Origin of the sequence: Streptococcus sp. 2154, from assembly GCF_013277255.1 — a bacterium.
GTDB classification, from domain to species: domain Bacteria; phylum Bacillota; class Bacilli; order Lactobacillales; family Streptococcaceae; genus Streptococcus; species Streptococcus pseudopneumoniae.
The window spans coordinates 1-12,928 of sequence record NZ_VMMK01000029.1; the positions used below are offsets into that span (position 1 = coordinate 1).

Here is a 12,928-nt window from a genome sequence, read left to right on the forward strand (position 1 = left end):
GGGTTGCCCCCTGTGAGATATGGAAGTCGCTTAGCTTTAATCCGCCATAGCTCAGTTGGTAGTAGCGCATGACTGTTAATCATGATGTCGTAGGTTCGAGTCCTACTGGCGGAGTAATTTAGTTAAGAGGTTTAGGCCTCTTTTTTTGTTATGTAATAATAATCTATCTCGTGTTATTAGAGGCGAGACATTTTTCGGCTCTTTGTCAACTGTAGTGGGTTGATGAAAAGCTAATCTCGAGAAAGGGCAAATTTCGTCCTTTTTTTTGAAGTTTTTAAAGTTCCGAAAACCAAAGGCGTTGCGTTTGATAAGTTTGATGAGATTATTAGTGACTTCTAGTTTGGCGTTAGAATAGGCTAGTTTAAGGGCATTGACAATTTTCTCGTTATCAGCGTTCCAAACATTCAAAAATAGTTGGGACTTCCCTTAATAAATCTGTTACTTTCTTTTTCAAGATAGCCCAAGCTTGCTCAATAGGATTCAAATCTGGTGAATAAGGCGGTAGAGGTAAGAAAAAGTGTTTATCTTGGATGCAGAGTTCATCCAAAATGTTCTTGGGATCAAAACTAGCATTGTCCATGATAATAACATGAGGTGTCTTCAAAGCAGGCAGGAGTTGCGTTTTGAACCACTCCACAAAGAAATCGCTTGTCCTGCTGTTCTTGTAAATCATGGGAGCTATAAACTCTCCGTCTACTTGTCCTGCAACAATTGAAGTTCGCTCAAAACGACGTCCGCTAATCTTTTCATAGACTTTCTCCCCTCTAGGAGCCCCTGCATAAGGACGATAGAGGTAGCGGTCGATTCCTGTTTCATCAATATATACGATTGGTAAATCGTTTAGGTTATCCAAAATATCAAGAAACTCAGCGACTTTCTCTGGGTCTTGTTCCTTAAAGCTCGTCATCTTTTTTTGAAGTGACCTTCATCTGCTTTAAAGCTGCCCATACTGAAGGGACAGCACAATCAAAATGTGCCGCAATTTCCCGTAAAAAAGCATCTGGATGAGCCTCTACAAAGGATTTCAATTCCTCTAAAGGAATCTTTCGGTTTTTGACGACTCGCTTTTTCCTCTCTAAGTGTCCTTGTTCACGTAAGTTCTTTTTCCATGTGAAGAGAGTTCTGACGCCGACATCAAAAACCTTGGCTGCCTCGACATGGCTGTGCCCCTCTTTGATGTAATCTAATGCTCGCTGTTTAAAATCTGTACTATATGCCATAGCTTTATTATAACATGCTTGTTTGAAACTAAGCAACTATACTATGCGTTTTTCTTATTTTAAGATTTTTACCTCAACTCTCTTTTAGTATTTAACGCAGTTAATAAGGTCTATAATAGTCTAATTTAGGTAGTAAATTTGTTCCTATTCTGTCAACTTTTCCTATTTTTTATCTTATTGAGGTTGGTATTTGTACAATTCAGGAATTATTAATGATTAATTAAAATTTTTTGTTAGAATAAGTTCATAAAAAAGAAAAGGAGTATTTGATCATGTTATAAAAAATTTATGAGCAGATGGCAGATTTTTATAGAAATATTGAAGAAGAGTATGGTACTGTATTTGGTGATCATTTTGACTGGGAACATTTTCATTTTAAATTTTTGATTTATTATTTAGTTAGATATGGCATTGGGTGTCGTAGGGATTTTATTGTTTACCATTATCGTGTTGCTTATCGTTTGTATCTTGAAAAGATGATAATGAAACAAGGTTTTATTTCTTGTTGAGATAGTCTGAGTTAATTTCCGAACTAATTTACTCTTTTATGGAAAGATGATAGTAAATAGCTAGTAATTTTTCTAAATCATTTTTTAATAGTTGGAAATAGCAAATCTTTCTATTGTTTCTTCTTGATAAAAAGGCGATTTTTTATTATAATAAATTGTAAGATATAATTGCAGGTGAGAGTCCTGCCATGTATGTGAGAAAGGAAGAGCCTGAGGGCTCAGACAAGATTATGACTTCAGTTGTTGTTGTAGGTACCCAATGGGGTGATGAAGGTAAAGGGAAGATTACAGACTTCCTTTCAGCGAATGCAGAAGTGATTGCACGTTACCAAGGTGGTGATAATGCTGGTCACACGATTGTGATTGACGGTAAGAAATTTAAGTTGCACTTGATTCCATCTGGGATTTTCTTCCCTGAAAAAATATCTGTCATTGGGAATGGTATGGTTGTAAATCCTAAATCTCTTGTAAAAGAGTTGAGCTATCTTCATGAGGAAGGTGTAACAACTGATAACTTGCGTATTTCTGATCGTGCGCATGTTATTTTGCCTTATCATATCGAGTTGGATCGCTTGCAAGAAGAAGCTAAGGGCGACAATAAGATTGGTACGACAATTAAGGGAATTGGTCCAGCTTATATGGACAAGGCTGCTCGTGTTGGAATTCGTATTGCAGATCTTTTAGATAAAGATATTTTCCGTGAGCGTTTAGAACGTAACCTTGCTGAAAAGAATCGTCTTTTTGAAAAATTGTATGACAGTAAAGAGATTGTTTTCGATGATATTTTTGAAGAATATTACGAATATGGTCAACAAATCAAGAAATACGTGATAGATACATCTGTTATCTTGAATGATGCGCTTGATAATGGCAAACGTGTGCTTTTTGAAGGTGCACAAGGTGTTATGCTAGATATCGACCAAGGTACTTATCCATTTGTTACGTCATCAAACCCTGTAGCTGGTGGTGTGACAATTGGTTCTGGTGTCGGTCCAAGCAAGATTGACAAGGTTGTAGGTGTATGTAAAGCTTATACGAGTCGTGTAGGAGATGGTCCTTTCCCAACTGAGTTGTTTGATGAAGTGGGAGAACGTATCCGTGAAGTGGGTCATGAGTATGGTACAACAACTGGTCGTCCACGTCGTGTAGGTTGGTTTGACTCAGTTGTGATGCGTCATAGCCGTCGTGTTTCTGGTATTACTAATCTTTCATTGAACTCTATCGATGTTTTGAGTGGTTTAGATACTGTGAAAATCTGTGTGGCCTATGATCTTGATGGTCAACGTATTGACTACTATCCAGCTAGTCTTGAGCAATTGAAGCGTTGCAAACCTATCTATGAAGAGTTGCCAGGTTGGTCAGAAGATATTACTGGAGTTCGTAATTTGGAGGATCTTCCTGAGAATGCGCGTAACTATGTTCGTCGTGTGAGTGAATTGGTTGGCGTTCGTATTTCTACTTTCTCAGTAGGTCCTGGTCGTGAACAAACAAATATTTTAGAAAGTGTTTGGTCCTAAGAGATTTTTAAGATTTGTTTAAGATAGGTCGGGTATACTATAGACAGTTACAAGAAGACCTCCTAACTTGTTGTAACAAATATCCTAAACTTTTCTTTTTCATAATAATCTCCCTATAGAGTCACCGCATTCGGTGGCTTTTTTTGTGTTGGGATTCATGATATAATAATAAAATCGATAAGTAGGAAAAGAGAAAAGAGATGTATTATACGCTTGAAGAAAAAGAAGTCTTTATGAGGGAGGCTTTGAGAGAGGCTGAGATTGCTCTTGAACACGATGAAATTCCAATTGGTTGTGTGATTGTCAAAGATGGGGAAATCATTGGTCGTGGGCATAATGCGCGTGAGGAATTACAGCGAGCGGTTATGCATGCGGAAATTATGGCTATAGAGGATGCGAACTTGAGTGAGGAGAGCTGGCGCTTGCTGGATTGCATACTTTTTGTGACCATTGAACCTTGTGTCATGTGTAGTGGGGCGATTGGGCTTGCCCGTATTCCAAATGTGGTCTATGGGGCTAAAAACCAGAAATTTGGCGCTGCTGGAAGTTTGTACGATATCTTGACAGATGAGCGTCTTAACCATCGTGTAGAGGTTGAAACGGGAATTTTGGAAGATGAATGCGCAGCTATTATGCAGGACTTTTTTAGAAATAGACGGAAAAAATAATTTTGCTTTTAAAATGAATAGGAATGTGATATAATAAATAGTGGAGCAACAGTTCTGCGTGAAGCGGGTCAGGGGAGGAATCCAGCAGCCCTAAGCGATTTGAATTGTGTGCTCTTTTTTTCGTGCTTTTTCCGAATAAATAAGATAGAATAATCTAGAATAAATGATAATAGAAAAGAGAAAATTATGAAAGTTCGTGGTTTTGAATTGGTTTCGAGTTTTACAGATGAAAATTTATTGCCCAAGCGTGAGACAGCGCATGCGGCTGGTTACGACTTAAAGGTTGCTGTGCGTATAGTTGTTGCGCCAGGAGAGATTGTCTTGGTTCCGACAGGGGTTAAGGCTTATATGCAGCCGACTGAGGTTCTCTACCTCTATGATCGTTCTTCAAATCCTCGTAAGAAGGGCTTGGTTTTAATTAACTCAGTTGGGATCATTGATGGGGATTATTATGGAAATCCTGGAAATGAAGGGCATATTTTTGCGCAGATGAAGAATATCACAGACCAAGAGGTTGTTCTTGAAGTTGGGGAGCGTATTGTCCAGGCTGTTTTTGCTACTTTCTTAATTGCAGATGGAGATGCGGCTGATGGCGTTCGAACTGGTGGATTTGGATCGACAGGGCACTAGAATGAAGATTATCTTTGTACGTCATGGGGAGCCAGATTACCGTGAGTTAGAGGAGCGTTCTTATATAGGATTTGGGATAGATTTGGCACCCTTGTCTGAGATGGGACGGCAGCAAGTCCAGAAATTGAGCAAAAATACTTTACTCTCGTCAGCTGAAATAATCGTATCTTCTGCAGTCGCAAGAGCTTTAGAAACAGCTTCGTATGTGGTCTGTGCTACGGGTCTTCCTTTAAGAGTAGAGCCTTTATTACATGAATGGCAGGTCTATAAAACAGGAATAGAAAACTTTGAAACAGCTAGAAGACTGTTTTTAGAAAACAAGGGGGAGTTGCTTCCTAATAGTCCTATTCAATATGAGACAGCTACGGAAATGAAGTCTCGGTTTCTAGAATGTATGTCTAAGTATCGAGAACATCAGACTGTGGTAGTTGTTGCTCATCGAATGCTCATGCGCCAGTTTGTGCCAAATGAGAAGATTGATTTTTGCCAAGTGATTGAGTGTGAGTTAGAGATATAGAAAGAGGTTTGTCATCGCAAAGAAAAAAGCGACATTTGTATGTCAAAATTGTGGGTATAATTCCCCTAAATATCTGGGACGTTGCCCCAACTGTGGGTCTTGGTCTTCTTTTGTGGAAGAGGTTGAGGTTGCCGAGGTCAAGAATGCGCGTGTGTCCTTGACAGGTGAGAAAACCAAGCCCATGAAACTAGCTGAGGTGACTTCCATCAATGTCAATCGAACCAAGACGGAGATGGAGGAATTCAACCGTGTGCTTGGAGGCGGAGTGGTACCAGGAAGTCTCGTCCTCATCGGTGGGGATCCTGGGATTGGGAAATCAACTCTTCTCCTACAAGTCTCAACCCAGTTGTCCCAAGTGGGGACAGTTCTCTATGTCAGTGGGGAGGAGTCTGCCCAGCAGATTAAACTACGTGCAGAGCGCTTAGGTGATATTGATAGTGAGTTTTATCTCTATGCAGAGACCAATATGCAGAGTGTTCGTGCAGAAGTGGAGCGTATCCAGCCAGACTTTCTCATTATTGATTCCATCCAGACCATCATGTCTCCTGAGATTTCAGGGGTGCAGGGGTCTGTTTCTCAGGTGCGTGAAGTGACCGCTGAACTCATGCAGTTGGCCAAGACCAATAACATTGCCATCTTTATCGTAGGTCATGTGACCAAAGAAGGAACCTTGGCTGGGCCTCGTATGTTGGAGCATATGGTGGATACGGTGCTTTACTTTGAAGGGGAGCGTCACCACACCTTTCGTATTTTGAGAGCGGTCAAAAATCGTTTTGGTTCCACTAATGAGATTGGGATTTTTGAGATGCAGTCGGGCGGCTTGGTTGAGGTACTCAATCCGAGTCAAGTTTTCCTAGAAGAGCGTTTGGATGGGGCGACTGGTTCCTCCATCGTTGTAACCATGGAAGGGACGCGTCCGATTTTGGCGGAGGTTCAAGCTTTGGTAACACCGACCATGTTTGGAAATGCCAAGCGTACTACGACAGGACTTGATTTTAACCGTGCTAGCTTGATTATGGCTGTTTTGGAAAAACGGGCAGGGCTTCTCTTGCAAAATCAGGATGCCTATCTCAAATCTGCTGGTGGTGTTAAATTGGATGAACCTGCCATTGACTTGGCTGTTGCAGTTGCTATTGCTTCGAGCTACAAAGACAAGCCAACTAATCCTCAGGAATGTTTTGTCGGAGAACTGGGCTTGACAGGAGAGATTCGGCGCGTGAATCGTATTGAGCAACGCATCAACGAAGCTGCTAAACTGGGCTTTACTAAGATTTATGTACCTAAGAATTCCTTGACAGGAATCACTCTGCCTAAGGAAATTCAGGTCATTGGCGTGACAACGATTCAGGAAGTTTTGAAAAAGGTCTTTGCATAATCCGTGACAAATTTTCTTAAAAATGATAAGATAGGAGAAATGTTTGACTATCAAATTTTCAAGGAGGGAATCGTGTCGTATTTTGAACAGTTTATGCAAGCTAATCAGGCTTATGTTGCCTTACATGGGCAGTTAAATCTGCCACTTAAACCCAAAACAAGAGTAGCTATTGTGACCTGTATGGACTCTCGTCTGCACGTTGCGCAAGCTCTGGGCTTGGCACTTGGGGATGCTCATATCTTGCGGAATGCAGGTGGTCGAGTGACTGAAGACATGATTCGTTCGCTAGTTATTTCCCAGCAACAAATGGGGACAAGAGAGATTGTGGTATTGCACCATACAGACTGTGGTGCTCAGACCTTTGAAAATGAACCTTTTCAGGAGTATTTAAAAGAGGAATTAGGTGTAGATGTGTCAGACCAGGACTTCTTGCCCTTCCAAGATATAGAAGAGAGTGTACGCGAGGATATGCAACTGCTTATCGAGTCTCCCCTAATACCAGACGATGTCACTATCTTTGGTGCCATTTACAATGTTGATACAGGAAGTATGACAGTCGTAGAATTATAAATACTTCATTTAGAAAGAAAGTGTATGAAGAAAAGCAGTATTTTATTTATTTTTATTTTATTGCTATGTATTGGTTTACAGTATGAAACCATCTACTATACGGACGGTTCGAGGTCAGGTGCGGAATATGGACTAATGGGAGTTTCTATCTTTCTAGCTCTCTTTTACATGATTCCAGCTCTTTATTTCATTTTCTGTATTGGGAAAAAATGGGAATTGCCAAAGAAAGCCTTGATTTTGTCTTTATTGGGTGGGATGTTCCTTTCAGGCTGGTTGTCTAGCTTTGCGAATACCTATATCCATGATTTGCTGGGTGTTCTTTTCCCAGATAGTGCATTTTTAAATGCCTTTGAAAGTGCTATTGTGGCTCCTTTGGTAGAAGAACCCTTGAAATTGTTGCCACTTGTTTTTGTTTTGACTTTGATTCCTGTGCGAAAATTAAAATCCTTGTTTTTACTAGGGATTGCTTCTGGTTTGGGATTCCAAATGATTGAGGATATTAGCTATATTCGTACGGATTTGCCAGAGGGATTTGACTTTACTATTTCGAGAATTTTAGAGCGTATTATCTCAGGAATTGCCTCTCACTGGACTTTTTCAGGTCTGGCTGTAGTAGGTGTTTACTTGCTTTACAGAGCCTATAAAGGGCAGATGGCTGGCAAGAAAGAGGGGCTTATTTTCCTAGGTTTAGCCTTGGGAACTCATTTCTTGTTTAACTCTCCTTTTGTAGAATTAGAGACAGAGTTGCCCTTAGCGATTCCAGTGATTATGGCTATTACTCTCTATGGTTTTTATCAGGCTTATCGTTTTGTTGAGAAGCACAATGAGTTGATGAACTAGAATATTTTTCAAAATAATGATGCAAGGGTACAAATATGGTACCCTTCTTTTATTTTTGATTGAAAAATAGTGCAAAAAGCGCTACAATGGTAGATGGAAAATCTTGTGAAAAGCACAAGCGATACATATATACCGGAGGAAATCATGTCTTTTTCTGATTTAAAGCTGTTTGCCCTTTCTTCTAATAAAGAATTGGCAGAACGTGTGGCGCAGGAGATTGGGATAGAGTTGGGGAAATCAAGTGTTCGCCAATTTTCAGATGGAGAGATTCAGGTCAACATCGAAGAATCAATCCGAGGGAAACACGTCTTTATCCTACAATCAACTAGCTCGCCTGTAAATGACAATCTGCTTGAAATTTTGATTATGGTGGATGCTTTGAAGCGTGCGAGTGCAGAATCTGTCAATGTTGTCATGCCTTACTATGGGTATGCACGTCAGGATAGAAAGGCGAGAGCGCGTGAGCCAATCACTTCAAAACTTGTCGCAAATATGCTTGAAGTAGCTGGAGTGGATCGTTTATTGACCATCGACTTGCATGCTGCGCAAATTCAAGGATTCTTTGATATTCCTGTGGATCATTTGATGGGCGCTCCTCTGATTGCAGATTATTTTGAGCGTCGTGGTATGGTTGGTTCTGACTATGTGGTTGTCAGCCCGGACCATGGAGGGGTAACTCGTGCTCGTAAGTTGGCAGAATTTTTGAAAACATCTATCGCTATTATTGATAAACGTCGTAGCGTTGATAAGATGAATACTAGTGAAGTTATGAACATCATCGGTAAGGTTGAAGGCAAGACTTGTATCTTGATTGATGATATGATTGATACCGCTGGAACGATTTGTCATGCGGCAGATGCTCTTGCGGAAGCTGGTGCTGTTGAAGTCTATGCAAGCTGTACGCACCCAGTTCTTTCTGGTCCTGCTACGGACAATATCCAAAAATCAGCTATTAAGAAATTGGTTGTTTTGGATACCATCTATCTTCCAGAAGAGCGTTTGATTGATAAGATTGAGCAGATTTCAATCGCTCATCTCCTAGGGGATGCTATCGTACGTATTCATGAAAAACGACCACTTTCTCCACTTTTCGGTATTGAGAAAAAAATTTAATGACCAAGCCTGAGATGGTTCTCAGGTTTTTTCGTCTTTTTTCCGAATAAATATAGTCAATTGAAACAAGAACAAGACAAAAGAGCCTCGTAAAAGGTATTGCAACTTGGTAATACCTTTTTGAGATGCTTTTTGAGATGAGCCCATGTCTTCTCAATAGGATTGTACTCAGGTGAGTAGGGAGGAAGGGGTAAAAGTTTATGCCCAAACTCTTCACACAAGAATTCTATTCTAGCTATTCTATTGGAATCTTGCATTATCCATAATAATAACTGAGGGTGTATTTAATGTCGGTAAGAGAAATTTCTGAAACCAAGCTTCAAAAAAGTCGCTCGTCATTGTTTCTTGGTAAGTTATTGGAGCGATTAACTCACCATTTGTTAGCCCTGCAACCAAAGAAATCCCCTGATATCTTCTTCCAGAGACTTTACCTCCTATTAACTGACCTTTTGATGAGCAACCATATTCTCGATAAAAGTAAGTATCGAATCCTGTTTCATCAATATAAACAGGTGCTAAGTGCTTTAAACTATTAAAATTCTTAAGAAATAAGGATACTTTTTCTGGGTCTTGTTCATAGTAGGTGTGGTTCTTTTTTTCGAGTGTACCCCATAAATTTGAGCGCATAGTGGATAGTAGTTGGATGACAGCCAAATTCAGAAGCTATTTCAGTCAAATAAGCGTCTGGATTGTCAGTAAGATAGTTTTTAAGTCTATCTTTATCAACTTTTCTTGGTTTTGTTCCTTTTACTTGATGGTTTAGCTCTTCTGTTTCCTCTTTTAGCCTTAACCAGCCATAAATGGTATTACGTGAGATTTGGAAAACCTGTGATGCTTTTGTTATACTACCTGTTCGCTCACAATAGCCGAGAACTTTTTTACGAAAATCTATTGAATATGCCATAAGAAGATTATACAACATTGTGTACTGTTTTTGGTTCATTTTACTATAGATAGAAGCAGTGAATCTAGCAAACCTAGATTTAAAAATGTGCTATAATGAAAGGAGAGAAAGAATGATTCTAAGACATCCGGGCATTAGCTCAACCAATGATTTGGACGCTAAGAAAATTTTCAGCAATCCAGAAATCACTTGTCAATTTATTCGCGATATGCTGGATTTACCAGCAAAAAATGTGACCATTTTGGAAGGAAGTAACATTCACGTCTTGCCTTCTCTGCCCTATTAAGCACAAGATTTCTATACCAGTATTGATGTCTTGGTGGAGTTGGATAATGGAACCCAAGTAATCATTGAAATTCAAGTTCATCATCAGAATTTTTTCATCAATCTCCTGTGGGCTTACTTGTGCAGTCAGGTCAATCAAAATCTAGAAAAAATTCGCCAATAAGAAGGAAACGCTCACCAAAGTTATAAACACATCGCATCAGTATACGCAATAGCTATTGTGGATAGTAATTACTTTCAGGATGATTAAGCTTTTCATAGCTTTAGTATGCGAGAGGGAACGACAGGTGAAGTCTTAACCATCACAAACAATGGACAGGAAAACCATCTAGTCAAGATGGTATTCTTGGAATTAAAAAATACAGAGAAACCAGCAAGGATAGCGTTCGCAAGCCATGGTTGGAGTTTTTCGGGAATAAACCCTTTACCCAGCGCCCCGAGCGAGCCATCAGCCAGGCAGACCAACTGCTAGATTACAAGAGCTGGTCCGAGGAGGACAGGAAAATGTTTAGTCAACTACGTATGCGTGAAGAACAAGCCTTACTCGCTCATGACTATGCATTGGAACAAGCGGAGGAAAAAGACTTAGAGCGTGGTCGTGCAGAGGGGATTGAACAGGGACTGGAGCGTGGTCTTGAACGTGGACGAGCTGAAGGGATTGAACAAGGGCGAGAAGAAGGCTTGGAACGTGGGAAACTTTTTGCCTTTCTGGATATGGTTCGCCAAGGACTTCTGACTTCCGAGGTTGCCAGCCATCAGCTGGGTATGAGCGTCGCTGAGTTTGAGTCCTTGCTATGAGGTCACATTTTTTTAATATAGTAGAAAGTTAATGAAATGGCGAGTTATTTCTAAAATACTTGTCATTTTTGCTTGACATTTGGAAGGGGGATAGGATAATACCATAGAAGTGAGTTCTGTCCAACTATCGATATGGATTAGATATGTGAAGTTTGACTCAAAGTTTAAGAAATTTGTGAGATTTTCACTTGGGAGATACGGTATTTGAAGGGTATTTCATCTCACAAAGGTGTTTTTTCAACCTTTTTTGAAAAAAATGAAAGCTCTTCTAGGCATAAGAAAACACCTCTGTGTTATACTTGTTGTTCAACCACAAACACAAGAAAGGCACAGAGATGCAAGACAATTATACTACAAAAGCCAAACAAAAGAAGGAAAATCAAATAGAGAAATTGCCTCTTTGCTTGGAAAAGCTCCTCAAACTATCCACACTGAAATCAAGCGTGAGACAGTCTGACAATGTCTTGGAAAAGGGCGCTTCAAAGAGGTTTATTCTACCGACTATGCTCAACAGTCTTATGAAAACAATCGCAGGCGCTCGGTCAAGAAATCAAGCTTAACCAAAGAACTAAAGGAAAAGATTCTCCACTATCATAATCAAAAGTTTTCTCCTGAAATGATGGTTATGGCTAAAGGGGTTAACGTGGGAATTTCAACCATTTACTATTGTATTCATAATGGAAAATTGGGATTAATACTAGACTAAAATCAAAAAGCATTATATAATAGTAATATGAAATCAACTAAAGAAGAAATCCAAGCTATCAAAACACTTTTAAAAGACTCTAGTACAGCTAAATATCATAAACGCCTTCAAATCGTTCTATTTCGTCTGATGGGTAAATCTTATAAAGAGATTATAGAGTTTTTAGACTGTAATCAAACAACGATTTGGCCAACTGTAAAAAAATATGAGGAGTTAGGACTCGATTCTCTCCTTCAAGAAACACGTGGTGGTCGTAACCACGCATATATGACAGTTGAGGAAGAGAAAGCCTTTCTTGCCCGTCATTTGAAGGCTGCAGAGGCAGGAGAATTTGTTACAATTGATGCCTTATTTCAGGCTTATAAAAAGGAGTTAGGTTCTTCCTACACACGTGATACCTTCTATCAACTCTTGAAGCACCATGGTTGGCGAAATATTAGGCCACGTCCAGCACATCCCAAGAAAGTAGACTCTCAAACCATTGTCGCGTCTAAAAATAAAATCTCAATTCAAGAAGACAAGAAAGCGCTTTAAAACCAGTAGACCTTTTCGTAAGGTTCGCTTGATGTACCAAGATGAGGCTGGTTTCGGTAGAATCAGTAAACTGGGATCTTGTTGGTCTCCAATGGGAGTAGGTCCACATGTCCATAGTCACTATATACGAGAATTTTGCTATTGTTATGGAGCTGTTGATGCCCATACAGGCGAATCATTTTTCTTAATCGCTGGTGGATGTCATACTGAGTGGATGAACGCCTTTTTTTTAGAAGAGCTTTCACAAGCTTATTCAGATGATTATCTTTTACTCGTTATGGACAATGCCATATGGCATAATAAAAGCGCTGAATCGGTCAATCAGGCTCTAAAACTCATCTTAAAACAAGACAAGATTCTGTCCATCACGGCAGATAATGGTACAGAATTTCACCGCTTGTCTGATGTATTTTCTGAGGAACATATCTATTATGCGCCCCCCTATGCCTCTTGGGAAAAGGGGGAACTGATGAGAATCACAACAGGCTCATTCGGAGATGGTTACCTAAGGGAACTAAGAAAACGACTCCCAAAGAAGTCGCATTCATCTAAAATTGGATTAATAACTATCCTAAAAAATGCTTGAACTACAAATCACCCAGAGAAGACTTCTTGATGGCTAACTTGAACTTGAAATTTGGCTTTTTTGAAAAAATAGGTAAAAAGTTTAAAAACTCGAAGAAAACTCTTGACAAATCCTGCAAATATTTATATAATCTATGGTAGTAAGGTAGTCTTACGA

The 12,928-nt window shown here is 39.7% G+C and carries 9 protein-coding genes, 1 tRNA gene, 1 other RNA gene and 6 pseudogenes; 14 read left to right on the forward strand and 3 right to left on the reverse strand.

Annotated features, from left to right (window positions below):
- The first annotated feature begins 40 nt into the window (after window positions 1–40).
- A tRNA-Asn gene (locus HT693_RS05130) sits at window positions 41–114 on the forward strand.
- Here the strand turns inward: HT693_RS05130 and HT693_RS11915 are convergent.
- Both HT693_RS11915 and HT693_RS11920 read right to left on the reverse strand, forming a co-directional pair.
- Window positions 103–390, reverse strand: a pseudogene (locus tag HT693_RS11915) (transposase); the annotation flags it as partial. The gene HT693_RS05130 and the pseudogene HT693_RS11915 overlap by 12 nt on opposite strands.
- Window positions 389–1,220, reverse strand: a pseudogene (locus HT693_RS11920) (IS630 family transposase). The pseudogenes HT693_RS11915 and HT693_RS11920, both read right to left, overlap by 2 nt.
- Window positions 1,221–1,504: 284 nt before the next feature.
- Between HT693_RS11920 and comW the strand changes: the two are divergent.
- The 10 genes from comW to HT693_RS05195 all read left to right on the forward strand — a co-directional run bounded on the left by comW (window position 1,505) and on the right by HT693_RS05195 (window position 8,959).
- A complete protein-coding gene (comW, locus tag HT693_RS05150; protein ID WP_345890522.1) occupies window positions 1,505–1,729 on the forward strand; it encodes a sigma(X)-activator ComW in 225 nt (74 codons plus the stop codon).
- 230 nt (window positions 1,730–1,959) lie between these two features.
- Entirely contained in the window at window positions 1,960–3,246 is a 1,287-nt protein-coding gene (locus tag HT693_RS05155; RefSeq protein ID WP_016397785.1) for an adenylosuccinate synthase, read from the forward strand.
- A gap of 200 nt (window positions 3,247–3,446) precedes the next feature.
- Complete coding sequence (gene tadA, locus HT693_RS05160) at window positions 3,447–3,914, forward strand: tRNA adenosine(34) deaminase TadA (protein WP_016397786.1); 468 nt, start codon at window positions 3,447–3,449, stop codon at window positions 3,912–3,914.
- A gap of 32 nt (window positions 3,915–3,946) precedes the next feature.
- An RNA gene (gene ffs / locus HT693_RS05165) (signal recognition particle sRNA small type) lies at window positions 3,947–4,044 on the forward strand.
- Between the two features lie 56 nt (window positions 4,045–4,100).
- Window positions 4,101–4,544 carry a dUTP diphosphatase gene (locus HT693_RS05170; protein WP_138699244.1) on the forward strand — a complete coding sequence of 148 codons (444 nt, stop codon included), beginning with the start codon at window positions 4,101–4,103 and terminating at the stop codon, window positions 4,542–4,544.
- A gap of 1 nt (window position 4,545) precedes the next feature.
- Window positions 4,546–5,061, forward strand: coding sequence for a histidine phosphatase family protein (locus tag HT693_RS05175; RefSeq protein ID WP_171043301.1), 516 nt, complete (start codon window positions 4,546–4,548; stop codon window positions 5,059–5,061).
- A 13-nt stretch (window positions 5,062–5,074) separates the two neighbouring features.
- Window positions 5,075–6,436 carry a DNA repair protein RadA gene (gene radA, locus HT693_RS05180; protein ID WP_074017595.1) on the forward strand — a complete coding sequence of 454 codons (1,362 nt, stop codon included), beginning with the start codon at window positions 5,075–5,077 and terminating at the stop codon, window positions 6,434–6,436.
- Window positions 6,437–6,508: 72 nt separating this feature from the next.
- Window positions 6,509–7,006, forward strand: coding sequence for a carbonic anhydrase (locus HT693_RS05185; protein WP_007285146.1), 498 nt, complete (start codon window positions 6,509–6,511; stop codon window positions 7,004–7,006).
- A gap of 24 nt (window positions 7,007–7,030) precedes the next feature.
- Window positions 7,031–7,846 (forward strand): PrsW family glutamic-type intramembrane protease, encoded by an 816-nt coding sequence (locus tag HT693_RS05190; protein ID WP_172924982.1) that lies wholly within the window; start codon window positions 7,031–7,033, stop codon window positions 7,844–7,846.
- Between the two features lie 144 nt (window positions 7,847–7,990).
- Window positions 7,991–8,959: a ribose-phosphate diphosphokinase gene (locus HT693_RS05195; protein ID WP_000010164.1), complete on the forward strand. Its 969-nt coding sequence runs from the start codon at window positions 7,991–7,993 to the stop codon at window positions 8,957–8,959.
- Window positions 8,960–9,015: 56 nt separating this feature from the next.
- Here HT693_RS05195 and HT693_RS05200 read toward each other — a convergent pair.
- A pseudogene (locus HT693_RS05200) lies at window positions 9,016–9,863 on the reverse strand (IS630 family transposase).
- A gap of 112 nt (window positions 9,864–9,975) precedes the next feature.
- Between HT693_RS05200 and HT693_RS11925 the strand changes: the two are divergent.
- The 3 pseudogenes from HT693_RS11925 to HT693_RS05220 all read left to right on the forward strand — a co-directional run bounded on the left by HT693_RS11925 (window position 9,976) and on the right by HT693_RS05220 (window position 12,912).
- Window positions 9,976–10,946 (forward strand): annotated as a pseudogene (locus tag HT693_RS11925) (PD-(D/E)XK nuclease family transposase).
- A gap of 295 nt (window positions 10,947–11,241) precedes the next feature.
- Window positions 11,242–11,640: pseudogene (locus tag HT693_RS05215) on the forward strand (helix-turn-helix domain-containing protein); the annotation flags it as partial.
- A gap of 39 nt (window positions 11,641–11,679) precedes the next feature.
- Window positions 11,680–12,912: pseudogene (locus HT693_RS05220) on the forward strand (IS630 family transposase).
- The last annotated feature ends 16 nt before the right edge of the window (window positions 12,913–12,928 follow it).